The sequence below is a fragment of the Geobacter grbiciae genome, assembly GCF_018531165.1.
Lineage (GTDB): Bacteria > Desulfobacterota > Desulfuromonadia > Geobacterales > Geobacteraceae > Geobacter > Geobacter metallireducens.
Window position 1 is genome coordinate 1 of record NZ_JAHDIW010000022.1, and the last position, 24,955, is coordinate 24,955.

A 24,955-nucleotide genomic window follows, 5' to 3' on the forward strand; every position below is an offset into this window, starting at 1 on the left:
TGTCAAATCCGATGTACTTCCCTCTATCTAATCTCCTTCCTCCTGAATCTACGCTGCAACTAATTCACGAAAGAACCGTTTTTTGCGAGTGCTCTCAATGCAGGAGAAGGCATAATTTCTTTGTGAACATACGTTATTAGCAAGTCAACAACGCTCTGATCATCGATAGACATACTGAAAGAAGGCAAATTTACCGCCCCCAAACCAAAACATATGATTTCTTCATTATTTTTTGCGGGGTTGAAAAAAACAGCCAAGTCTTCCTTTTCTAAATATCTTAATAAGGTTAGATACTTAATTATAGTTTCTGTAAGTTGTGTCTGTTTGCTAATGCCCCACTGGCATTCTTCGGCGGTTGGTTCTTGTTGCTGTATTTGAAATAAAAAATTTGCTTTTCTATTTTTCTTATCAATTTCGATGCGTGTGCCTTCGAGATTATTTCGGCTATCGATCAAGTTTACAAAATTCCTTGCGCACCCTTTGCCGTTGAGTATTTTGTCGATTATCTGTTTCTCCTCTTCATCGAATATTCTCATAATTCTCCTGTCGTTCAACTCGTGATTGAGCGGTTCACGCGCGCACGCGCGTGAACCGCTCATCCTCCCGAATGGAACATTTCTACCTGTTCATTCCCCACAACCGAACAAGCATGTCTGTTTTTCGTGAGCCCACACCGTGCCATAGCGAAACAAGTCCGATGTACTCTTCAGTCACTTCGTAGATGATGCAGTATTTCACCGGGCCGGAATCAACATACAACTCTTTCAGCACCACCTGTTGGCCGGCAAGCAGATAGGGCGCATCGGCGCCGGCAAAGTTGTTTGAGTAGAGGAGTTTTTCCGCCGTTTCAATCCGCTCCAGAAACGCCTCCGCCACCTCAACCCGGTAACGCTCCGCCAGATTCTCCGCATACATCCGAACTCGGGCCTGGTATTCCAGCGAACGCTTAAGCGGACGTTTTGCCATTCCGCAGCTCATTTTTTAAGGTATCGAAGAATTCATCTTCTTCCGAAACGACCGTGCCCAACCCGGAACGAAGTTCGTACCAGCCCCGCTCAACCGAATCGAAGAACTCCTTCTGCTCATCGGCGTGCCGCACGTACATACGCAACGAGTCCCGGAGCACGTCCTGCTCGTTGCGTCCTTCCCGTTGAGCAATCCGCTTCAGGTTCATGCTGTCGGTTTCATCAAGTCTGAGCCCCATTTGTCTGCTACTTCCCATACATTTCACCCTCCCCGGTATCATTGATACCAATATACATCACCGCATATCAACCAACAAGATATCTATCTCCACTGGCGGCTAACGTCGGACGATGGGAGATCGCATCTACATTTTCTTAAGATCGTCACCGTCAACTTCCTGGCCATGGTCTACCGCAGCATTACCGGAAAACCGGTACGGCGGGGTGTGGTAACCATTGCCGTCCGCAAGGGCATTTCGACGTGACCGTTCAGATCTTGCGGCTGTCGTAAGCCCAGTGCAACAATGCCTGGCGCTGTTTTCTCCGGCAATCAAGATCTCCCGGAACACAATTCAACCTCAGCTGCGCTACATGCCTTCTCATGGCTTTCCACCGGCCGATCTGCCGGGCATCATCCGCACATCTCCGCCCCATGAAGTAGCGGCAGTACCACTGGAACCACCCCCGGGGGTCTTCGTGATAGATCCACCCCCTGGCCCGCCAGTAGGACAATGGTTTGGAGGCGTTGACGCCGAAATGGTTCAATTCGGGAACGTGGCGTTCGTGACAGAGCTTGGCATTGGTGAACCACTCTTCAGGGAACTCGTCGGTGCAGTCAGTCATGTACTTCCCGCCGAAAACGCCCAGCTCAAGCATCTCCCTTGGCCTCAGTTCGGGCTTGAATTCAGGATGGAAATTCATGCCCACCGGTTCTGACAGGGTATAGATGTAGTTCCTCTGCATGAGGTCGTCCACGACTACTTTTCTTTGATCCATGGTCCGTCTCTTTCTGCTACAGCCCTGCGGATCGCATGAGCTGTTCTTACAAACTTTGCAGCGGACGAGGTGCAGGGCTCACACATGGTTGCGCAGCATCAGCTCGGCCGGATGAGGCGACAGGTAGTACTGCTGCTGCAGGTAGCTCTGACCATACTTGCCGACATAATGCTTCACCAGGGTAAGCGGAACAATGAGGGGGACCAGCCGGTCATGATATTCCTTGATTACCCCGAGTAGTTCTTCCTTTTCAGCGGCGCTCAGATCCCGCTTGAAATAGCCCATGATGTGCATCAGCACGTTGGTGTTCTTCTTGACCGTGGCATGCAGGGCAAGGGCCTTCATGAAGAGCGCTTCGTAGCTTTGGGCCAGCTCGGTCCAAGACATCCCTTTTCCGTGCGCCACTAGGCTTCCCATTTCCCGGTAGATGCTGGTGCTGTGAGCCAGGATGAGCAGCTTGTGACGGGCATGGAAGGTCACCAGGCGGCCCAGGTCGGGACTGTCCAGCAGGAAATCCTTCCAGCGGCGGTAGCAGAAGATCCGCTCGATGAAATTTTCCCGGATGGCCGCGTCATTGAGCCTTCCCTCTTCCTCTGCCGGAAGGAGAGGGAAATACTTGACCACTGCTGCGGCAAACAGGCCGCTGCCGCTCCTGGCCGGCATCCCCTCGTTGTGAACCTTGACCCGGAACAGGCCTGAACTGGGGGAATCTTTCTTGAAGATGAAACCGCACAGCTCTTCATCCGCCAATTCCGTGACCTTTTGCTTACAGAAGGCGCGCATCTGTTCCGTCTTGTCGATGCGGGTCTTGTTCGTCACGAGCCGGGGATGCTCGGGGTCTCCCTCAAGGCGCATTGCCTCGCGAGGGACCGGCATGCCGCAGCCGACCTCCGGGCAGACCGGCACGAAGGTAAAGAACGTGCCCAGTACGTCGGTTATGTAGTGATCGTGCTTGTGGCCGCCGTCATAGCGCACCTTCTCTCCCAGGAGGCAGGAACTGACGCCAACCTTTATCGGTCTGTCGCTGGTGCACCACCCAGGCGCCTGGCCGTTGCGATCGACAAGGAACTTGGTGAAATTCCCTTTGACCGCCTCAGGCATAAACATCCTCCCATATCTCACTATCCTCGGGCCACGGCGACTCTTCGGCAAACTTCACCGCATCGGCAACCGTCACCAGGGCCTGCTGTTTGATCCCCTCCAGCTGGGCCTCGGTGGCTATCTCTTCCTCCACCAGCCGGTTCGCGAAGGCCGGGATGGGGTCGCGGCTCTTCCACAGCTCCACCTCGGCAAGGCTGCGGTATTTGCCCGGATCGGACATGGAGTGCCCCCGGAAGCGGTAGGTGATCGCCTCGATGAGGAAGGGGCGGTTGTGCTCCCGCACCCACTCGGCCGCCCATTTGACCGCCTCGTACACCGCGATCACGTCCATGCCGTAGACCCGCTCCGACGGGATGTCGTAGCCGCAGGTCCGCCGGTGGATGTCGGGGAGTGCCGAGGCCCGCGCCACCGATGTGCCGATGCCGTAACTGTTGTTCTCGCAGATGAAGAGGACCGGTAACTCCCAGAGCCGGGCCCAGTTGAGGGATTCGTGGAAGGTCCCCTGGTTCGCGGCGCCATCGCCGAAAAAGCAGGCGACGATCCGCCCCTCCTTCCGGAATTTGGCGGCAAAGGCGAGCCCCACGGCGATGGGGAACTGGCCGCCGACAATGGCGTATCCCCCCATGAAGGAGAGATTCGGGTCGAAGAGGTGCATGGAGCCCCCCTTCCCCTTGCAGATGCCGGTCCGCTTCCCGAAGAGCTCGGCCATGACCCGTCGCGGCTCGGCCCCCCGGACGATGGCCTGGGCGTGCTCCCGGTAGGCGGAGAGAATGTAGTCGTCCCGGTGGAGACCGGCGGTGGCCCCAACGGCCACGGCCTCCTGACCGCTGTAAAGGTGGAGGAAGCCGGTGATGTGCCCCTTGGTGTACTGCTCGGCGCAGGACTCCTCGAACTCGCGGGAAAGGACCATCTGCTCGTACATCCTGATAAGTTCGGCGTCGGGAAGAATGGCGCGGAGTTTTTCTTCCATGGTGACCTCGCTATCCGGGCGGGCAGTGCCCGCCCTGGGGGCAAACTCGGTGAGTTCAGTGTATTCTTTCAACCTGGGCCTGCTCCAGCAGGCTGTCGATGTGGAGCTTCATGCGCTGGATTTCCGCCACGACCCGCTCCAGGCACTGCTCCCCCCCTTCGCCGATCTGCCCGGCATGATCTTCCGCAAGGATGCGGCTGAAACTCTCCATGTGCCGCAGGGGGGCCCGCAGGTCATGGGAAACCGAATAGCTGAAGGACTCCAGTTCCCGGTTGGAGTTCTCGAGCTGCACCGTCCGCTCGGCGACCCGCAGTTCAAGGTCGGCATTGAGGCGGCGCAACTCGTCCTCGGCACGCTGCCGCTCCCGGATTTGCGCCTCCAGCTGCCGGTTGGCCTTCTCCAGGTCCGCCGTCCGCAGGAGAACCTCCTGGCGGAGCTTTTCCGGTTGTCTCAGCATGAGATAGGCGAGAAGCGCCAGGATGCCGCTGATGCCGCCAACCATGAGGTATTCCACGTAAAGGAACGGGGAAACCTGCCAACCCCGTTTCGGCGCCACGGCCAGCTTCCAGGTGCCGTTGGGGACGTCGATGGTGCTTTCCACCGGCGCCGGGAGCGGTCCGTCGGAGCGGGCAATGTATTCCCACCGGCCCGTGTCCGGGTTGAGCCTGGTGAGCTCATACCCGTATTCCCCCTTATCGAGGGCTTCCAGATTGCTTGCGGCGAGGAGGTCCGGGAGACGCATCAAGACATTGACGAACCCCCAGAAACGCTCCCTCCTGTCCGGTTCGGGAAGAAAAACCGCCAGCCTGCCAACGGCTCCTACCCCCCCCTGCCTCAGCTCGAAGGGGCCGGCAAGGGTCATTTGCCGGCTCTCGATCGCCCGCTGCGCCTCGACGCGACGGAGGGGATCGTTGAGGAGGTCGTGGCCTATGGCCTTTTCGTTGCCGGCAAGGGGGTAGATGGTGGTAATGACCCCTGCCGGGGCGAGTTGGAGGCTGCTGATACCGCCGTAGGTCCGGATCATCTCGGCGGCGAGGGCATCAAAGTCCTTAATGGTGCCGGCCTGGCGCAGGATGGCGGCAAAGGCGTAGGTGGCGGAGAGGGAGCCGGATATCTGGCGCTCCAGCGAAAAGGCGGCACCCGCGGCGAGCTGGGCCACGTTCCGGCGCTGCTCGCGGCAACGCCCTTCTTCCACCTGGCGCACGAAGACCGACCCGGCTCCCAGGAACAAAGCGAAGAGCAGGATCGCCCCCCGTATCGGACCGCCATTCTTCATGGCCGAATCCTCCCCACGCCACTACTCCTCACCCAGGGTAAAGAAGAAGGTGGCTCCACGGCCGACCGCCCCCTCCGCCCAGATCCGCCCCCCGTGGCGAAGGATTATCCGCCGCACCGTGGCCAGACCGACGCCGGTCCCCTCGAACTCCGCGGCGCCGTGCAGCCGTTGGAACACGCCGAAGAGCCTGTCGGCGTATTTCATGTCGAAGCCGGCGCCGTTGTCCCGGACGAAAAAAAACCGCTCTCCCTCCTCGGACTCCACCCCGAACTCGATCAGCGCCCCCTCTTTCCCCCCGGTATATTTCCAGGCATTGCCCAGGAGGTTTTCCAGGGCAACCCGCAGAAGCCCCGCATCGCCCGACACCACAACCCTGTCGGCAATGCGGAAGGTCACGGAACGGCCAGGATCGCCCCCCTGGAAATCCGCGGCGATTTCCCGGGCCATGGCGCCAAGATCGACGCTCTGGCGAACCAGTTCGCCGCCGCTCACCCGGGACAGCTCGAGGAGATGGCCGATGAGCTCCTTCATCCGGTCACCCGCCTTGCATATCCGCATCAGGACCTGCGTGCCGTTTTCGTCCAGGGAGCCGGCGTGCTCTTCCCTGATGGTCCGGGTAAAGCCTTCAATGGTGTCCAGAGGCGCCCGAAGGTCGTGGGAAACCGAATAGGTGAACACTTCCAGTTCCTGGTTGACGGCCGCCAACTGGGAAGTCCTCTCGGCAACCCGCTGCTCCAGATCGGCATTGAGACGCCGAACCTCCTCCTCGACCCGCGCCCGCTCCCGTGCTTCCTCTTCGAGACGCCCCCTGGCCGTCTGGAGCTCGGCCGTCCGTTTTACCACTTCGCTCCGCAACAGCTCCGGCTGCCGCTGAAACAGGTAGGCGAGGCTCCCCATCGCCAGGCTGACCAGGATAACCGTGGCGCCGTACCACACTATTTCCGAGCGCGTGAGCCATCCCCCCGACGGCGACACCGAGAGTGCCCATTTCCCGTTGGGCACGTCGAAGGCAAACTCCACCGGATCTGTCAGGAGAGTCCCCCCCCCTTGGGCAAAGACAATTTTTTCACCGCTGCCGGGATGGAGGCGGGACACCCGATACGCATAGCCGTTTTTTGCGAGAAGGTTCAGGTTGCTGGCGTCCATAAGGGTCCGCAGCCGGATGATGGCCGCCGTAAACCCCCAGAACCGCTCGCCTCCCCGGCTGTCGGGAAGGAACACCGCCTGCCGCCCCACAACCGCCTTCCCCCCCTGTTTGAGCTCGAAGGGACCATCGAGGGAAAGTCGGCGGGACTCGATGGCCCGCAGCGCTTCGAAGCTGCGAACAGGATCCCGGAGGATGTCGAACCCGACGGCCTTTTCGTTGCCGGCCAGGGGGTAGACCTCGGTTATGACCCCCTCGGGCACCAGTTGAAGAGCGTCGATGCCGCCGTAGACCTTGATCATCTCCGCCGCCAGGGGGGCGAAATTCTCAATCCTGCCCTGTTGCCGGAGGATCGCAGCCAGGGCGTTGGTGGCCGACAGGGAGCGAAAAAGCTGATGCTCAAGGGAGTGGGCCGCGTTGGCGGCAATCTGGGACACGGTTTGGCGGTACTCCTGCTTCCGCTCGCGCGCCAGCTCTCCGGCAAGCACCGCGCCTATCCCCATGAAGAGCGAAAATACCAGCAGTGCCCACAGGGCCGCTCTGTTCAGACTCACCGGCTTGTGCTCCACGGCTCATCCCTTCCCGTATGCCCTTACCCCTTCGTACCGCCTTTTTTCACAAAGTTCAGGGTCCCCCCGGCCAGAAGCTCCTGTCGCTGCCGGTCGGAGACCTCCAGAATGGTGACAATCTCCCGTCCGCCCACCTGCACCGGTATCTCGGCCGCGCCGGAGGCCACGAGCCGGCGCACATCGGGGAACACGAGGCGGTCCCCCTGCTTCACCAGGTCGTAGTCGGCGGGATTTCTGAACGTAAGGGGGAGGATGCCGAAGTTCACCAGGTTCGCCTTGTGGATCCGGGCGAAGCTTTTGACGATCTTGGCCCGGATGCCGAGGTAGCGCGGCGCCAGGGCCGCATGCTCCCGGCTCGACCCCTGGCCGTAGTTCTCCCCGCCAACGACCACGCCGCTCCCCTTCTCCTTGGCCCGCTTGTGGAAATCGGGGTCCAGATGCTCGAAGACGAACTGGCTGATGGCGGGGATGTTGCTCCGGTAGGGGAGCACCTTGTTGCCGGCCGGCATGATGGTGTCGGTAGAGATATTGTCCCCCACGGTGATGATGACCTCCGCCTCCAGGGTTTCGGGGAGGGGGTCGAAGTCGGGGAAGGGGATGATGTTGGGGCCGGTGACGATCTCCACCCGCTTCGCCTCCTCGGGGGGGAGGGGGAAGATAATGCTGGAGTCGTCCAGGATGTATTTCTCAGGGTTCTGGACGTTGGGCCACGGCATGAGGCTCTCCAGTTTACGGGGATCGGTGACCTCGCCGAAAATGCCGGCGGCGGCCGCCGTCTCGGGGGAGCAGAGGTAGACCAGATCGTCTTTGGTGCCGCTGCGCCCCGGGAAGTTGCGGGGGAAGGTGCGGAGGCTCACCTGGTTGGTCCCCGGGGCCTGCCCCATGCCGATGCACCCCAGGCACCCCGGCTGGTGGATCTGGGCTCCTGCCAGCAGGAGCATCATCACCCCCCCTTCGGCCGCCACGTTTTCCAGCACCTGGCGGCTGCCGGGATTCACGTTGAAGGAGAGGTGGGGGGCGATGCGCCGGCCGTCCAGAATGCGACAGACGGTCATGAGGTCCCGGAAGGCGGAGTTGGCGGAACTCCCCACGAGCACCTGGTCCACCTTGAGCCCCTCGATGTCGGCCACCCGCACCACGCTGCCCGGCGACGACGGCTGGGCGATGAGGGGTTCCACGGTGGCGAGATCGACCTCTTCGTACTCGTCGTAGGTGGCGTCGGGGTCGGCGGCAAGCTCCTGCCAGACCTGGCCGCGCCCCTGGGCCTCCAGGAACTCCCGGGTCCGGTGGTCCGAGGGGAAGACGGAGGTGGTGGCCCCCAGCTCCGCCCCCATGTTGCCGATGATGGCCCGGTCCGTGGCCGAAAGGGTCGCCACCCCGGGGCCATAGTACTCGATAATCTTCCCGACCCCACCCTTTACGGTGTGGCGGCGGAGCATCTCCAGGATTACATCCTTTGCCGAGACCCAGGGCTGGAGCTGGCCGGTGAGCTTCACCCCCCAGATCTTCGGGCAGGGGAGGTAAAAGGGATGCCCGGCCATGGCCAGGGAAACGTCGAGCCCCCCGGCGCCGATGGCGATCATGGAAAGGCCCGCGGCGGAGGTGGTGTGGGAGTCGGCCCCGAGCATGGTCTTGCCCGGCACGCCGAAGCGCTCCAGATGCACCTGGTGGGAGACCCCGTTCCCCGGCTTGGAGACGTGGATGCCGAACCGCTGGGCCGCGGTCATGAGAAAGATATGGTCGTCGGCGTTGCGGTTGTCGGTCTGGAGGAGGTTATGGTCGATGTACTGGGCCGCCAGCTCCACCTTCACCCGGTCGACCCCCATGGCGATGAACTCCAGCATGGCCATGGTGCCGGTGGCGTCCTGCAGCAGCGCGTGGTCGATCTTCAGGGCGATCTCGGTGCCCTGCTTCAGCTCACCCTTCGCGAGGTGCGCTTCGAGGATCTTCGTTGCGAGATTTTTTCCCATGGGGATCTCCTTTTAACGGCAACCGGAATAACACAGAGCAACAGAGCAACTGAGTTAATCAAATTCGAAATCGCTCTGTCTTTTTGTTTCGACTTTTGGGCGATGGTTTCAAACCGGCTGAAAAAGATTTTTTTCTGTTGCTCTGTTGCTCTGTGTTTCAAATGAATTTTCTGGATTCACGCGTGTATCGCCCGCTTCTCCACATCCAGGGCCGCCTCCTTCATGGCCTCGGAGAGGGTCGGATGGGCGTGGAAGGTCATGGCGATGTCGGCGGCGCTGCCGCCGTAGGTCATGACCGTGACCGCCTCGGCGATGATGTCCGAGGCCCGGGGGCCGATGACGTGGATGCCGAGGACCCGGCCGGTGCCGGGGGTAGCGAGGATCTTCACAAACCCTTCGGTCTCGTCCATGCACTTGGCGCGGCCATTGGCCATGAAGGGGAACCTGCCGGCGCGGTACTCGACCCCGTCCGCTTTCAGCTCCTCCTCGGTCCGCCCCACGCTTGCTGCCTCGGGCCACGTATAAACGATACCAGGGATATAGGCGTAGTCCACCACCGACGCCTGGCCGGTGAGCCGCTCGGCAAAGACCTCCCCCTCCGCCATGGCCTTGTGGGCGAGCATGGGGCCGTGGATCAGGTCGCCGACGGCGTAAATCCCCCGAAGGGATGTCTGGTAGTTATCGTCCACCGTAATCCGTCCCGCTTCCAGCCGGACTCCCAGATCCTCCAGGCCGAGCCCCGCCGTGAGGGGACGCCGCCCCGCCGCCACCAGCACCCGGTCGCAGACGATCTCCTCCGTGGCGCCCCCCGCCTCCACGGTCACCACTCCCTTCCCGTCACGCTTGGCAAAGCCGGTCACCTTGGTCTCCATCCGGAAGGCGATCCCCTGCTTTTTCAGGGAGCGCATCAGGGTGTCGGCCACCTGGCCGTCGGTGTTGGGGAGCATCTTCGGGAGCATCTCCACCACCGTCACCTGGCTTCCGAGCCGCCGCCAGACCGAGCCGAGCTCCAGGCCGACGTACCCCGCCCCCACCACCAGGAGATGCTCCGGCACCCGGTCGAAGGAGAGGGCTTCCCGGGCGCTCACCACCACTTCACCGTCAAAGGGCATGAACGGAATCACCGCCGCCTCGCTTCCCGTGGCCAGAAGCACCCACTTTCCCCTGAGCTGCTGCGTCCCCTCGGATGCCGAAACGTCAACGCCGTGGGCTCCGTCCCGCTCGCCCGTGAGCCGGGCCGTCCCCTGCACCCGTGCAATCTTGTTCTTCTTGAAGAGGAAAGCGACGCCGTCGGTCAGCTTCTTCACCACGTCGTCCTTGCGGGCCATCATCCGGGCCAGGTCGAGCCGCGGCGGATCGATGGCTATGCCGTGGCCGGCGAACCTGTCCCTGGCCAGGGCGAAGAGCTCCGAGGAATCCAGGAGCGCCTTGCTGGGAATGCACCCCTCGTTGAGGCAGACCCCTCCCAGGGTGTCCCGCTTCTCCACCACCGCGACGCTCATCCCCAGTTGGGCCGCGCGGATGGCGGCCACGTAGCCGCCAGGGCCGGCACCGATGACAATGAGGTCGTAAAGCTCTTCAGACATGGAATCCTCCCGGAATGATTGTAGTATCCGCTGCTGAAATGGGAAACAGGCCGGCGGAAGAACTACTTTGCACCCGGCCGGTAGATGATTTCGAACGTCCCCCCCTGGATGCGGTTCCAGACCCCCTTGTCCGGGGAATATGCCGGATAGACCGGGGCAATCGCCTCCTTCAGGTGGGGAACGGAAAACCGGAGGCCGAACTCCCCCTGGTCGAGGATCACCCCCATCCCTTCAAGATGCGCTCCCCCATCGGCGGCGTCGGCCGAAGGCGCGGCACGGGGCGCCGCAATGGACGGCTCCAGGGAGCGGATCTCGGTGGGGCGTCCCGGGAGGGCAACCAGCTGCCGGAGCACGTCCCGGGCCCCCCTGCTCCCCTGGCGAGACGCCTTGCCAAGCCACCCCATGGCTGCCACCTTGTCGACCGGAACCCCATCGCCGGAGAGAAGGAGGAGGCCATAGGCATACTGGGCCTCGGCATTGCCACCAGCCGCAGCCCTGGCGATCCAGCGGGCGGCTTCCTTCTGGTCCTGCTTCACTCCCACACCTTCGTGAAAGAGGGTGCCCAGGAAGTACTGGGCCCGGACGTGCCCCCGCTCCGCGGCGATCTTCATGAACCGGACCGATTCGGCGGGATTACGCGCAACGCCCGTGCCATCGAGAAACATCAGGGCAAGCCGGAAGGCGGCGCCGGCGTCACCCCTCTGCGCCGCGCCCCTGGTCCGGGCGAACTCCTGTGCCGCCGGTGTTTTGCCATTCCTGCCGACCCGGGCCGATGCCGACGGATCAGGAACGGCCAGGAGAAGGGCCGCCAGCAGTGAGCAGGTCACTGCGGCGGTCAATCTACCCTTCAAGGAAGAGTTCCTCGGGCTCTTCCACATACTCCTTCACCTTCTTCAGGAACCCGACCGCCTCGCGACCGTCGATGATCCGGTGGTCGTAGGAGAGGGCCAGGTACATCATGGGACGGGCCACGATCTGGCCGTCGCGGACCACGGGGCGCTCCTGGACGGCGTGCATGCCAAGGACGCCGCTCTGGGGCGGGTTGAGAATGGGAGTGGAAAGGAGCGAGCCGTAAACCCCGCCGTTGGAGATGGTGAAGGTCCCCCCCTGGAGATCCGACAGCTCCAGCCGGTTGGCCTTGATCTTGTCCGCGAACCCGGCGATGGCCGTCTCGATCTCGGCAAAGGAGAGCCGGTCGGCGTCCCGGAGCACCGGCACCACGAGCCCCTTCTCGGCCCCGATGGCAATGCCGACATGGTAGTAGTGGTGGGAGACGATGTCATCCCCCTCGATGGAGCCGTTCACCGCCGGATACTCCTTCAGGGCCTCCACGCACGCCTTCACGAAGAACGACATGAAACCGAGGGAGACGCCGTGCTTCTTCTGGAAATGCTCCTTGTACTTCTTCCGCAGTTCCATCACCCGCCCCAGATCCGCCTCGTTGAAGGTGGTGAGCATGGCGGTCTGCTGCCGGGCCGCCAGGAGCCGTTCGGCGATCCGTTTGCGGATGGGGGTCATCGGCGAGCGCGTAACGCGCTCGCCTTCCGGGACCGGGGACCGGGGACCGGGGGTCGGGGAAAAACCTTGTGCAATCGCTTCGCCCTTACCTTCACTGGAAGGTGGCGCCGGAGCCAAAGCTTCACCCGATTCCACCGCTGCAACCTTCAGCAGTTCTTCGGTTTTCCCGGTCCCCGGTCCCCGGTCCCCGGTCCCGGCTGCAAAAAGGTCATCCACCGTCACCCGCCCTCCCCGTCCGGTCCCCTTGACCGTTTCGGGACTGATCCCCTTCTCCTGAGCCAGCTTCCGGGCCGCCGGCGACAGGGGAGGCGCCTCCTTCGGGGCTTCGGGCCGGGAAGGAGGGGGCGCTTCGGCCGCAGCGGCCCCTTCCGCGATGATGCCGATGACGGAGCCGATCTTCACCGTGGCCCCCTCCGGCACCATGATGGTGAGCACACCGTCGGCCCCGGCGTCGATTTCCATGGTGATCTTGTCGGTCTCGATCTCGCAGACCGGCTCGTCCTTCCGGACCGCCTCGCCGTTCTTTTTCAGCCACTTCCCCACCAGGGCCTCGTAGACCGATTCGCCCACTGACGGAACCTTTATTTCCATAGGGGACACCTCTCTCTCATTACAAAAAACAGGTCCGGTTACCTTGCGGCAAGTACCGGCACCGGCTGGAGCCCCCAGATACCGTCGTTGTACTCCCGAATGGTCCGATCGGTGGAGAACTTGCCGCTGGAGGCGCTGTTGATGATGCTCATGCGGGACCACCGCTCCCGGTCCCGGTATGCGGCGGCAACCCTCTGCTGGGCGTTGACGTAGCCGCGGAAGTCGGCGGCGACCATCCAGGGATCATGGGGACTGGTGATTGCACCGATGATCGGATCGAAGATCCCCGGCTCGAACAGGTTGAAGTGGCCGAACGCCAACAGGTTCATCACCCGCCCGAGATCAGCGTCGGCTTCAATGATGGCACCGGGGTCGTACCCCCTGCGCGCCGCCTCCACCTCCTCGGCGGTGAGCCCGAACATGAAGAAATTCTCGTCCCCCACCTCTTCCCGAATCTCGATGTTGGCGCCATCGAGGGTACCGATGGTGAGGGCGCCGTTCATCATGAACTTCATGTTGCCGGTGCCCGATGCCTCCTTGCCGGCGGTGGATATCTGCTCCGACAGGTCGGTGCCGGGACAGACGACCTCCATGGCCGTTACCCGGTAGTTGGGGAGGAACGCCACCTTGAGCCGGTCTCCCACCTGGGGGTCGGCGTTCACCACCTGGGCCACGTTGCTGGTGAGCTTGATGATGAGCTTGGCCATGAAGTAGCCGGGGGCCGCCTTGCCGCCGATGAGGACGCACCGGTTGGTCCACCCCTCGGTGTCGCCGCGCTTGATCCGGTCATAGAGATGGATGACGTGGAGGATGTTGAGGAGCTGGCGCTTGTACTCGTGGATCCGCTTCACCTGCACGTCGAAGAGGGCCTCCGGGTCGAAGGCGACGCCACACTTATCCTGGACCAGGGCCGCCAGACGCTCCTTGTTGGCCCGCTTCACCGCATGCCAGCGGCTCCGGAAGCCGGGATCGTCGGCGAAGGCGGCGATCTTTCCGATCTGCGAGAGGTCTGAAACCCAGCCGTCGCCGATGGTCTCGGTTATGAGCCGGCTCAGTCCCGGATTGCACCAGGCGAGCCAGCGGCGTGGCGTGACCCCGTTGGTCTTGTTGTTGAATTTGTGGGGCCAGAGTTCGTAGAAGTCCCGGAACAGCCCCTGGGCCAGAAGCTGGGAGTGGAGGGCGGCGACCCCGTTGACGGAAAAGCTGCCGACAATGGCCAGGTAAGCCATCCGGATCTGGGGCACCGGCCCCTCCTCGATAAGGGACATGCGGCGGAGCCGCTCATGGTCGCCGGGCCAGCGCCTGGCAACCTCTGCCAGGAAGCGGGCGTTAATCTCCAGGATGATCTCCAGAAGGCGCGGCAGAAGCTGGGCGAACAGGGAGAGCGACCACTTCTCGAGGGCCTCGGGGAGGAGGGTGTGGTTTGTATAGGCCATGGTGCTGGTGGTGATACGCCAGGCCTCGTCCCACCCCATCCCCTGCTCGTCCATGAGAAGGCGCATCAGCTCCGGCACGGCGCAGCTGGGGTGGGTGTCGTTCAGTTGGAAGCAGTTCTTCTCGGCAAAACCGCTGAAATCCCCCTTGCTGATCACGACCCAGCGTTCAATGACATCCTGGAGGCTGGCCGACGCCAGGAAATACTGCTGGCGCAGCCGCAGCGCCTTGCCGCTCTCGCTGGCGTCGTTGGGGTAGAGCACCATGGTGATGTTCTCCGCCTCGTTCTTGGCGGCGACCGACTCGGTGTAGCTGCCGGCATTGAATTCAACCAGGTTGAAGGCGTCGGTGGCGACCGACTTCCAGAGCCGCAGGGTATTGACCGTGCCGTTGGTGTACCCCGGCACCGGCGTATCATAGGGAACGGCCAGCACGTCATGGGTATCCACCCACCGGACACGGAAACCGCCGTCGCCGGTCCCGTAGCGCTCCGTGCGCCCCCCGTAGCAGACCCGCTGGGTGTACTCCTGGCGCTCGATCTCCCAGGGGTTGCCGTTTCGCAGCCAGTGGTCCGGCTCCTCCACCTGGTGGCCGTTCACGATCCGCTGCCGGAACATCCCGTACTCGTAACGGATGCCGTACCCCATGACCGGCAGCTGCAGGGTGGCGCAGCTGTCGAGGAAGCAGGCCGCCAGGCGCCCCAGGCCACCGTTGCCGAGGCCAGCGTCGATTTCGGCCTCGGCCAGGTCTTCCATGGCAATGCCCAGGTCCATGAGGGCCTTGGCCGCGGTATCGGTAACGCCAAGGTTCAGCATGGCATTGCCGAGGGCGCGCCCCATGAGGAACTCCAGCGACAGGTAGTAGCCCCGCTTGCAGTCGGCGTCCAGGTAGGAGTAACGGGTGTTCTTCCAGTCCTCCATGAGGCGGTCCCGGACCGCGAGGGCCAGGGCCTTGTAGTGGTAGTGGACCGACCGGCAGAACTTGTCGCGTCCCAGGTTGTACGTATAGTAGTGGCGGAAATCATTAATCAGGCTCGGCACGTCCCGCGGCAGGGGGGGGAGGTCGGTAAGTCCCGGGATGTGCACTGTCTTGCCTTTTTTCTTCTGAATCATCCTTGCATGCTCCTGTCAGCGATAATTTTTATCTACTCGGTCTGTGATACCACAACGATGCCGGATTCGGTCACGGTATATCCCCTGCGGCGGTCTTCCCCGTGGTCATATCCTATGGTGGTCCCGTCGGGAATGGTGATGTTCTTGTCTATGATCGCCTTTCTGATCTTCACGTTTCTGCCGACGTTGACGTTCTCGAAGAGGATCGAGTCCTCCACGAGGCTGTAGCTGTTGATCTTGGTGAGCGGGCCAACGATGGACCGGCGCACGACGCTCCCGCTGGTTATGCAGCCGGCGCAGACGTAGGAGTCGATATTCATGCCACGGCGGCCATCCTCGTCGAACACCGTCTTCGCCGGCGGGTAATTCCCCTGGTTGGTCAGGATGGGCCACTTGTAGTTATAGAGATTCAGTTGCGGGGAGACATGGATCAGCTCCATGTTGGCCTCGTAGTAGGAATCGATGGTCCCCACATCCTTCCAGTACCCTTTTTCCTCGGGCTTCATGCCGGGGATCAGGTTGTCGTTGAAGTTATAGGCAAAGACCCGGTCCTTTTTTGCAAGCATCATGGGGATCACGTGCTTGCCGAAATCGAGATCGGCATGGAGCTTCTTCCCCTCCTGCAGAACCTCGATAAGCCTTCTTGTTGAAAAGATGTAGTTGCCCATGGAGGCAAAGCAGGTATCCCGACCCGGAATGGGGACGGGATTGGCCGGTTTCTCCTCGAATGCCGTCACCCGGTTGTCATCGTCCACTGAAAAGACCCCGAACCTCCTGGCCTCGGCACACGGCACCTCCAGGGCGGCGATGGTGATGTCCGCGCGGCTCATGCGATGGTAATGGATCATCTGGCTGATATCCATCCGGTAGATGTGGTCACCGCCGAAGATGGCCACATAGTCCGCATCGGACGATTCAATGAACCGCAGATAGTGATGGATGGCATCGGCGGTCCCCTTGAACCACTCCTCGCTCTCGCTGCTCGTCTCCGGCGATATGGCCACGAAGAACTCGCCGAGACCGGCCCATTTCCCCCATGATTCCCGGATGTGCTTCATGAGGGAGTATGCCTTGTACTGGGTCAGGATGTAGACCTTCTTGATCCCCGAGTTGAACATGTTGCTCAGAACGAAATCGATGATCTTGTACTTCCCGCCAAAGGCCACGCCCGGCTTCGGCCGTCTCAGGGTAAGGGGGGCAAGCCGCTCCCCCTTTCCTCCCGCCAGAACCATCGCTATCGTGTTCCCCGCAAGATTGCCCGTTACATACATGATGGTACCCTCCTTGCTCACAATTAAAATACACATGAACTGCTCGCCATAATACGGTCAATCGCCGGGTTTGCCGGAGGAGCCCCGTCAGGGATCCGCTCCGAGCGCGTCCTCCACAATCCGCCCCTGCTCCTCCCCGTGGAGCCGGTGGGACCCCACCGCCGGGACGTCGTTTTCCGGCCGCCCCACATAGCGGGGCTCCGCGCCGAGGATTGCCACCAGGTGCGGCCGGAGGAAGCTCCATGCCCCCATGTTCCGGGGCTCCTCCTGGACCCAGGCCACATCCGCCACGCCCCGGTACGGCTCCAGTACCTCCCCCAGGAGATCGGACCGCAGGGGGTAGAGCTGCTCCACCCGCACGATGGCCACGTCCTCCCGCTTCTCCTGCTCCAGCCGTTCCAGAAGGTCGTAGAAGATCTTCCCCGTACAGAGAATGAGCCGGCTGGCCTTATCCGGCCCTGCACCGGTAGCTATCACCTCCCGGAACCCTCCCTCCGCCAGCTCCTCCAGTGGCGAGACGCAGCGCGGGTGGCGCAGGAGGCTTTTGGGGGTGAAGACCACGAGGGGCTTGCGGAAGGGGTGCTTCATCTGCCGCCGCAGGAGGTGGAAGAGCTGCCCCGGGGTGGAGGGGTAGGCCACCTGCATGTTGTTGTCGGCGCAGAGTTGCAGATACCGCTCGATGCGGGCGCTGGAGTGCTCGGCCCCCTGCCCCTCGAAGCCGTGGGGGAGGAAGAGGACGAGGCCGCTCACCCGCTGCCACTTGGACTCGCCGCCGGCAATGAACTGGTCGATGATGACCTGCCCGCCGTTGGCGAAGTCGCCGAACTGGGCCTCCCAGATGACGAGGGACTCGGGAGCCTCCACCGAGTAACCGTACTCGAACCCGAGGACCGCGAACTCGGAGAGCATGCTGTCCCAGGCATGGAATGCGGCCCCTTCCGCCGCCACACCGGCAAGGGGGACGTGGTGTGCGTCCGTTGCCATGTCGTAGAGGAAGGAGTGGCGGTGGCCGAAGGTACCCCGCCGGGAATCCTCGCCGGAGAGGCGGATGGAGACCCCCTCTGCCAGGAGCGTGGCATAGGCGAGGGTCTCGGCGTTCCCCCAATCGATCCCCTCTCCCCCCTCCACCGCCTCCCGCCGTCTGTCCAGGAGCGCCGCCACCTTCGGATGGGGGGTGAAGCCGTCGGGGATGGCAGCAAGCCGGCCGGCCAGGTCCCGCAGGATGTCCGGGGAAACACCGGTTTCGACTGACACGGGGGCATAGTCACGCCGGTACCGCTCCCACTTCCCTTCGAAGCCCCCGGGGACGGGGCCCGGCGGAGCGGCAAGGGCCGCGTCGAGGCGCCGCCCCATGGCTGTTGCCCGGGCGTCGATCTCCTCCCGGCCGATTCCCTCCTCGGCCAGCCGGGAGGCATAGAGTTCGTGGACCGGTGGCCGGTCCTTGATGAGGCTGTACATGGCGGGCTGGGTGAAGTAGGGTTCGTCTCCCTCGTTGTGGCCGTGGCGGCGGTAGCAGATGATCTCCACCACCACGTCGGCGCCGAAGGCCTGCCGGTAGTCCAGGGCAAGCTTGACCACATGGACCGCCGCCTCCGGGTCCTCGCCGTGGACATGGAAGACCGGCGACGCCACCATCTTGGCCACGTCGGTGGCGTAGAGGGACGAACGGGCATCGGCGGGAAGGGTGGTGAAGCCGATCTGGTTGTTGATGACGATGTGAAGGGTGCCGCCGGTCCGGTACCCCTCCAGTTGGGAGAGGTTGAGGGTCTCGGCAACCACCCCCTGGCCGGCGAAGGAGGCGTCGCCGTGGATCAGGACCGGGAGCACCCGCTTGTCGCTCCCCGTCCCGGCGGAGTCCTGGCGGGCCCGGCATTTCCCTTCCACCACCGGGTCCACGGCCTCCAGGTGCGAGGGGTTGAACGCCATGGTGAGGTGGAGGGAGCGCCCCGGGGCCACCTCACGGTCCCTGGAGAACCCCTTGTGGTACTTCACATCGCCGTCCCCCACAATTCCCTCGTTGTCGGCAAACTCGGCAAAGATGTTCTCCAGGGGCTTGCCGAGGATGTTCGCCAGGACGTTCAGCCTCCCCCGGTGGGCCATTCCGAGGATGAGGTCGGTGACGCCGTGCTCTGCGGCCCGTTCGACCACGGCATCGAGGAGCGGAATGAGGCTTTCCCCCCCTTCGAGGGAAAAGCGCTTCTGCCCCGGGAACTTGCGGTGGAGGAACTCCTCGAAGAGGGCCGCCTCCTGGAGCGTGCCGAGGATGCGGAGCTTCTCCTCCCGGGAGAAGGCGGGCCGGTTGCGGACCGGCTCCATCCGCCCCATGAGCCAGCTCCGGACGGCGGGATCCTGGATATGCATGAACTCCACCCCCACGGAGCGGCAGTAGGTCTCCCGCAGGGTATCGAGAATCTCCCGGAGCGTGGCCTCCTTTTTCAGGAAGCGCCGGGGATGGAAGGTTCGGTCAAGATCTTCTTCGCCCAGGTCGTAGCGGTCCAGGGCCAGGAGCGGATGCTCCAGCTTGCAGGGGGAGAGGGGATCGGTGCAGGCCAGCAGGTGCCCCAGGTCCCGGTAGCGGTAAATGAGGGAATCCACCGCCGACTGTTTGGCGGCAAGCTCGGGAGGAATGACTTCCGCGCCGGGAATTCCCCGCCCCAGTTCGTACCCGCTGAAGAAGGCATGCCACTGGGGGGAAACGGCGACGGGATCGTCGCGCCACCGCAGGTAGAGGGATTCTATGAACTCCGGGTCGGCGCCGGGGAGAATGGTCATGGCTGCGTCCTCTCGACGGGATAACGCCGAAAGTATAGCAGAGGGGGGTGGGGTTTCAAATGGAGGGGATTGCCGTGGCGGGCGGGGAAATCAGAGCGAGAAATAGAATGCCGCTCCCTCGCCGGGCTTTCCTTCAGCCCAGAGATTTCCCCCGTGATGGTTGATGATGCGCCGTACCGTGGCGAGGCCGATGCCGGAGCCCTCGTATTCAGCGGCGCTGTGAAGCCGCTGGAACGGCGCGAAGAGCTTGTCGGCGTAAGCCATGTCGAACCCGGCGCCGTTGTCCCGGACAAAACAGGCTTCACTTCCTTCAACCTCCACCGTCCCGAACTCGATGACGGCAACATTCCTTTTGGCGGTGAACTTCCAGGCGTTGCCGAGGAGGTTTTCCAGCACGTTCCGCAGGAGGTGCGGGTCTCCCTCGACCATGACATTCTCCTGAATGCGAAAGGTTGCCTGACGCTCCCCTCCCGATGACCTGAGGCCATCCACGATGTCACGGGCAATGGTTCCGAGATTGACCCGTTCCCGCTTGAGCTCGGTCCTGCCGATACGCGACAGCTCCAGGAGGGAATCGACGATCTCCTTCATCCTCTCGCTGGAACCGTGGATGCGGGACAGCATCTCCCGAACATCTGGCCCGAGCTTGTCGCCGTGGTCTTCAAGGAGAACACCGCTGTAACCGCTGATATGGCGCAATGGCGCGCGGAGATCGTGGGACACCGTGTAGCTGAAGGATTCAAGCTCGGCTATGAGCCCCCCGATCTCCCCTTCGAGCCCCTTTGCCACCCGGGTGGGATAGTGGTAGACGGAGACCGCCAGGCCGAAACCAACAACGGCGAAAAAGAGAAAAACGGCAACGGTGGAGAGGATCAGCCGGTCCGACGCCGTTTCGATGACAACGGTCCCGATGGTTTGCCGGTTGAAGACGATGGGAGCCTCGCTGCTGAGGGCCAAGGGTCTGAAAATCGGCATTCCGTGGGCTTCAACACGATCGAACATCGTCAGCGCTTTTCCCGATTCATCGAGAATCCTTACATGCATGATGTTTTTCTGGGGGAGGAAATCGTCAAGGACAGCGGCATACTTCTGGTTCTGGAACTTCCAGAGGGTGACATCCTCGCGGGCCATTTTCCCGAGCCGCTCCGCCAGTTCCCCGGCGTGGCACGTCGCGGTATTCATCTGTACTTCGGCTGCCAGAATGGCATAGACCGCCGGAAAGCCGATGCCGATGAGGAGCGCGATCGCCAGGGCGAGGGGGTAGAGCCGGTTCGCCATCTGCTTTGCTATCGCTATATGTCCCCGCTTGCCTCCCCTCATCCTCACCTCATTCCGGCAGATAGCCATGCATTTTCAGTATTTTTCTTCCCCTGCCGGAAAAAACGAATCGAAGAAACGACGTGCCGGTCCGAGAAAGCGTTCCCGGACGATGGACAAAGGCAAGGGTCTTGGACAGGGGGTATCTCCCGCTGCGCACATTGTTGTCATGGGGTTCGACCCCGTTCAGACTCAACATCTTCACGGGAAGCTTTTCCGCCACAACGGCCCCCCGATCGGTAATGCCGAGAACGTCCCGCGACCGCGCAAGGGCCTGATTCATCTCCTGGTCGGTGTAAAAGGTTGCCCAGAATTTTTTGTCGCGACTGGCATCATAGGCTTCCCCGAACCCCGGGATTTTTCCCCGCAACACGGCTATGCCGCTGTCCCGGGGCTCCCTGGTCAGGACCACGATCGTACGGCCGTTCTTCCACCGGTTCTTCTGACCGCGGTAGATCGCAACGATATCCGCGGAGCTCAGGTCCCGGTCGGGAACCGAAGGAGATACGGCAAAGACGATCGCTGTACGGGCAAACGGTTTGAATACGAGCCCCTTTTCAGCTTCGTCGGTCAGGAGGGGGCGGGAAACCATACCGATCTCCACCGCTCCGTCAGCAACGGCCGTGACTCCGCCGGCAGAACCGACGCTGGGGGGAACCCGCACCTCCATGCCAGGATGGAAACGCTGGAATTCCTCGGCAAGAATGCGGACGATGGGGATGCACGTACCGGAACCGGCCACCACAATCGGCGGGTCTTGTGCCCATGAGGACGTAACGGCCGACATCATCACCGCGACAAAAAATGTCAGCACCATCCGTTCCATCCGCTCCATCCATCATCCCCCTGAACAACACTGACCGCCATGGTGCGCGGAACAGTGCTGGCGTCAAACTTTTGAAAACAAAAACAAATTAAATTTCATTCAAATTTCTTGCCAACTTTCCTGAGAAGAATCGAGTTGGTCACAACCGACACCGACGAGAAGGCCATGGCAAGCCCGGCGTACTCGGGCTTAAGGGTGATGCCGAGGGGATAGTAGAGAACCCCCGCGGCTACGGGAATGCCGAGGATATTATAGAAGAGCGCCCAGAACAGGTTCTGTTTCACCTTGGCGAGGGTGGCCCGACCAAGCCGGATGGCCCGCACCACATCCATGAGATCGTCCCGGACAAGTATCACGTCGCCGGTCTCCTTGGCAACATCGGTGCCGCCGCCGATGGCGATCCCCACGTCGGCCCGGGCCAGGGCCGGAGCGTCGTTGATGCCGTCCCCCACCATGGCCGTGAAAAGCCCCTTCGCCTGGTACTCCTTCACCACTTCCTGCTTGCGGCCCGGAAGGACCTCCGCCTCGAAGCCGTCGACCCCTGCCTCTTGGGCAACGGCAGCGGCCACGGCCCGGTGGTCGCCGGTAATCATGAAGGTGGCGATTCCCATGGCTTTCATGGCCGCCACGGCCGCGGCCGAACCCTCCTTGAGCCGGTCGGCCAGGGCAGCGACCCCCACAGGGCGCCCCCCTGCAGCCACGAAGACCAGGGATTTCCCCTCCCCCCCCAACCGCGCCGCATCGGCCACCAGTGGTGCGGTGACGATTCCCGCCTCCTCCAGGAAGCGGGCGTTCCCGGCCATGACCGGCTCTCCGGCCACGGTGCAGACAACGCCCCCCCCTTCGATTTCCCGGTAGTCGGCCGTCTCCGCCGGCATCACGCCCCGTTCCGCCGCACCGGCCACGGCAGCCTGTGCCAGGGGGTGGGTGGAGCGGGACTCGGCTGCGGCAAGGAGCGTCAGGAGCCGCTCCTCCGTCTCCCCCAGCACCGGCACGAGGTCGGTGAGGGCCGGCTCCCCCCGGGTAAGGGTACCGGTCTTGTCGAGAAGGATCGCCTGGACCCGGGAGATGTTCTCCAGTACCGACCCCCGCTTCACGAGGATCCCCCGATTGAGCCCCACGCCGCTCCCCACCATGATGGCGGTGGGGGTGGCAAGCCCCATGGCGCAGGGGCAGGCGATGACCACCACGGCGATGGCCAGCTTGAAGGCGAAGAGGAACTCCTGGTGGAGCCCCCAGTACCAGACCGCGAAGGTGATGACGGCCAGGGCGATGACCACCGGCACAAAGACGCCGGAAACCCGGTCGGCAAAGCGCTGGATGGGGGCCTTGTCAGCCTGGGCCTCGCGCACCATCCGGACGATCTGGGAGAGGAGCGTTTCCTCGCCAATGCGGGTCGCTCGGACCGTGAGGACGCCGCTTCTGTTCACCGTGGCGCCGGTGACCGGATTCCCCGGCTTTTTCGTCACCGGCACCGACTCGCCGGTGACCATGGACTCGTCCACGGTGGAGCTCCCCTCAACCACCTCCCCGTCCACGGGAAGGGCCTCGCCCGGGAAGACCCGCACCAGGTCCCCCACCCGGACCGCGGAGGCGGGCACCTCCCGCTCCCCCTCCGGGGTCACGAGCCGCGCCTTGTCGGCCTGGAGCCGCAGAAGCTTCTTCAGGGCCTCTCCCGCCTTGCCCCGGGCCCGGGCCTCCAGGTACTTGCCGAGCCGGATGAAGGCGATGAGCATGGCCGAGGTCTCGAAGAATACATGGCCCCCGTGCTCCCCGAAGGCGCCGAAGAAAGCGAAGAGGGAGTAGAAGTAGGCGGCGGAGGTTCCCAGCGCCACCAGAACATCCATGTTGGCGCTTTTGTTTTTCAGGGCGAACCAGCTCCCCCGGTAGAAGGTGAGCCCCGCCGAGAACTGGACGATGGTGGCCAGCACCAGGTTCATCCACCCCACGGCCCGGTTGTCGTGCTGGGCCATGGTGAGCATGATGGGGAGCGAGAGAACGGCACTCAGGATGAACCAGTTCCGCTGGGAGAGGAGCTCCGACGCGGCTTCCGCCCCCCCCCGCTCCGGCTCCACCGGGGTGTACCCGGCCTCCGTCACCAGGGCGAAGATGTCGGCCTGGCCGAGGCGGGCCGGATCGAACCGGACCAGGGCCTCCTCCTGAGCCAGGTTCACCACGGCGGCGGTCACGGCAGGGTTGGAGAGGAGCTTCTTCTCTAGGTTCGCCACGCAGGAGGCGCAGTGGAGCCCCCGGACCCCGAAGCGGAGCTCCCCTGCCACCGCGGCCCGACGCGTCCCGTACCCCAACTCCTTCACCCGTGCTTCGATGACGTCTTCCGAGGTCTTCTCCTCGTCGTACTCCGCCGCCATCTCCTCGGTGGCAAAGTTCACCACCGCCATGACGACCCCGTCCATCAGGCCGATCTCCCTCTCGATCCGGGCCGCGCACCCGGCGCAGTGCATCCCGGTTATGCCGAACATCGTCTTACGCATCCCTCTCACCTCCCACCAGATACCCCTTCAGCTCCACGGCGCAGATCTTCACCACCGCCGCCACCGGCACCGCCAGCACCACCCCCCAGAAACCCATGAGCTCCCCCAGGGCCATGAGGGCAAAGACCACCGCCAGGGGGTTCAGGCGCAGGGTTCCCCGCATGAGGAGCGGCTTGATGAGGTTCCCCTCGATAATGACGTTGATGACGAAGTAGGCGGCGCAGACCTTGGGAATGATCATGAGGTCCCCGGTCTCGGCATACCCCATGAGAGCCGGGGGGATCACCGCCACCATCACTCCCACGTAGGGGACCACCGACGCGAACCCGGCCACGAAGCCGTTCAGGAGCGGAAACTCGATCCCGAGGAGGTAGAGGGCCAGGGCCGACAGGATCCCCACCAGGAGGCAATCGAAGAACTGGGCCATGACGAACCGCTCCAGGGACTCCTTGATCCGCCTCCCCACCTCCCGGAAGGAGTGGCGCTCCCGGGGGGGGACGAAGCGGAGGGTCAGGTCCTTGAAGAACTGCTTGGAGGAAAGCATGAAGAAGACGAGGATCGGCGCCAGGACCAGGTTGAACAGTCCGAAGAGGGCCGCCTTCAACTCCTGGTATCCCTTGCCCGACACGTCCAGGGCCAGTTTTTTCAGGGAATCCTGGGCACTGGCGATGAGCCATGTCCCCTCGTCGCTGCCGTAATAGGGGGAAAGCCGTGCCTTCCACACCTCCATGACCCTCTCCAGGTTCTGTACGTAGCGGGGGACTGCCCGGGGAAACGCTTCCAGCTGATGGTTCAGGTACGGGATAAGCGCAAAGAGCGAAAAGAACACCATCACCGCGATGCAGAGGTAGAGGATGGCGATGGCGGGGATACGGCCGAGCCCCTTGCGCTCCAGGTACTTCATGAAGGGGTTCAGCAGGTAGGCGATGACGAGGGAAGTGAGGATTGCCGAAAGACTGTGACGGGCCACGTGGCCCGCCAGGAGCACCACCCCGAGGGTGGCGGCCAGAAACCAGGCGATATGGGCCGCGTCCCGGGGGCGCAC

General features: G+C 62.9%; 19 protein-coding genes. All 19 read right to left on the bottom strand.

Annotated features, from left to right (window positions below; genetic code table 11):
* Positions 1-59 precede the first annotated feature (59 nt).
* Positions 60-599 (bottom strand): hypothetical protein, encoded by a 540-nt coding sequence (locus KJB29_RS17465; RefSeq protein ID WP_215735612.1) that lies wholly within the window; start codon positions 597-599, stop codon positions 60-62.
* A 19-nt stretch (positions 600-618) separates the two neighbouring features.
* Positions 619-966, bottom strand: a complete 348-nt coding sequence (locus KJB29_RS17470) for a hypothetical protein (protein WP_215735613.1) — start codon at positions 964-966, stop codon at positions 619-621.
* Positions 947-1,222 carry a hypothetical protein gene (locus tag KJB29_RS17475; RefSeq protein WP_215735614.1) on the bottom strand — a complete coding sequence of 92 codons (276 nt, stop codon included), beginning with the start codon at positions 1,220-1,222 and terminating at the stop codon, positions 947-949. The genes KJB29_RS17470 and KJB29_RS17475 overlap by 20 nt, the downstream gene beginning before the upstream one ends.
* A 232-nt stretch (positions 1,223-1,454) precedes the next feature.
* Positions 1,455-1,961 carry a hypothetical protein gene (locus KJB29_RS17480; protein ID WP_215735615.1) on the bottom strand — a complete coding sequence of 169 codons (507 nt, stop codon included), beginning with the start codon at positions 1,959-1,961 and terminating at the stop codon, positions 1,455-1,457.
* 78 nt (positions 1,962-2,039) lie between these two features.
* Complete coding sequence (locus KJB29_RS17485; protein ID WP_246561888.1) at positions 2,040-3,062, bottom strand: YbgA family protein; 1,023 nt, start codon at positions 3,060-3,062, stop codon at positions 2,040-2,042.
* Positions 3,055-4,032, bottom strand: a complete 978-nt coding sequence (gene pdhA / locus KJB29_RS17490) for a pyruvate dehydrogenase (acetyl-transferring) E1 component subunit alpha (RefSeq protein WP_215735616.1) — start codon at positions 4,030-4,032, stop codon at positions 3,055-3,057. Before pdhA ends, KJB29_RS17485 begins: the two co-directional genes overlap by 8 nt.
* Positions 4,033-4,087: 55 nt before the next feature.
* On the bottom strand, positions 4,088-5,308 hold the full coding sequence (locus KJB29_RS17495) for a CHASE domain-containing protein (RefSeq protein WP_215735617.1): 1,221 nt from the start codon (positions 5,306-5,308) through the stop codon (positions 4,088-4,090).
* Between the two features lie 21 nt (positions 5,309-5,329).
* A complete protein-coding gene (locus tag KJB29_RS17500; protein WP_215735618.1) occupies positions 5,330-7,006 on the bottom strand; it encodes a sensor histidine kinase in 1,677 nt (558 codons plus the stop codon).
* Between the two features lie 38 nt (positions 7,007-7,044).
* A complete protein-coding gene (locus tag KJB29_RS17505; RefSeq protein ID WP_215735619.1) occupies positions 7,045-8,991 on the bottom strand; it encodes an aconitate hydratase in 1,947 nt (648 codons plus the stop codon).
* Positions 8,992-9,167: 176 nt separating this feature from the next.
* Positions 9,168-10,577: a dihydrolipoyl dehydrogenase gene (gene lpdA, locus KJB29_RS17510; protein ID WP_215735620.1), complete on the bottom strand. Its 1,410-nt coding sequence runs from the start codon at positions 10,575-10,577 to the stop codon at positions 9,168-9,170.
* Between the two features lie 62 nt (positions 10,578-10,639).
* Positions 10,640-11,428 carry a tetratricopeptide repeat protein gene (locus KJB29_RS17515; protein ID WP_215735621.1) on the bottom strand — a complete coding sequence of 263 codons (789 nt, stop codon included), beginning with the start codon at positions 11,426-11,428 and terminating at the stop codon, positions 10,640-10,642.
* Positions 11,418-12,686: a 2-oxoglutarate dehydrogenase complex dihydrolipoyllysine-residue succinyltransferase gene (odhB, locus tag KJB29_RS17520; RefSeq protein WP_215735622.1), complete on the bottom strand. Its 1,269-nt coding sequence runs from the start codon at positions 12,684-12,686 to the stop codon at positions 11,418-11,420. Before odhB ends, KJB29_RS17515 begins: the two co-directional genes overlap by 11 nt.
* A 38-nt stretch (positions 12,687-12,724) precedes the next feature.
* Positions 12,725-15,232, bottom strand: a complete 2,508-nt coding sequence (locus KJB29_RS17525; protein WP_215735623.1) for a glycogen/starch/alpha-glucan phosphorylase — start codon at positions 15,230-15,232, stop codon at positions 12,725-12,727.
* Positions 15,233-15,264: 32 nt separating this feature from the next.
* A complete protein-coding gene (gene glgC, locus KJB29_RS17530; RefSeq protein WP_215735624.1) occupies positions 15,265-16,503 on the bottom strand; it encodes a glucose-1-phosphate adenylyltransferase in 1,239 nt (412 codons plus the stop codon).
* 87 nt (positions 16,504-16,590) lie between these two features.
* Positions 16,591-19,275 (bottom strand): 2-oxoglutarate dehydrogenase E1 component, encoded by a 2,685-nt coding sequence (locus tag KJB29_RS17535; protein WP_215735625.1) that lies wholly within the window; start codon positions 19,273-19,275, stop codon positions 16,591-16,593.
* A 90-nt stretch (positions 19,276-19,365) separates the two neighbouring features.
* The gene (locus KJB29_RS17540) at positions 19,366-20,595 is read right to left on the bottom strand and encodes a sensor histidine kinase (protein WP_246561893.1); all 1,230 of its coding nucleotides are present in this window, start codon (positions 20,593-20,595) and stop codon (positions 19,366-19,368) included.
* A 7-nt stretch (positions 20,596-20,602) separates the two neighbouring features.
* Positions 20,603-21,427: a PstS family phosphate ABC transporter substrate-binding protein gene (locus KJB29_RS17545; protein WP_215735627.1), complete on the bottom strand. Its 825-nt coding sequence runs from the start codon at positions 21,425-21,427 to the stop codon at positions 20,603-20,605.
* An 86-nt stretch (positions 21,428-21,513) separates the two neighbouring features.
* Positions 21,514-23,910, bottom strand: coding sequence for a heavy metal translocating P-type ATPase (locus KJB29_RS17550; RefSeq protein ID WP_215735628.1), 2,397 nt, complete (start codon positions 23,908-23,910; stop codon positions 21,514-21,516).
* Complete coding sequence (locus KJB29_RS17555) at positions 23,903-24,955, bottom strand: AI-2E family transporter (protein ID WP_215735629.1); 1,053 nt, start codon at positions 24,953-24,955, stop codon at positions 23,903-23,905. Before KJB29_RS17555 ends, KJB29_RS17550 begins: the two co-directional genes overlap by 8 nt.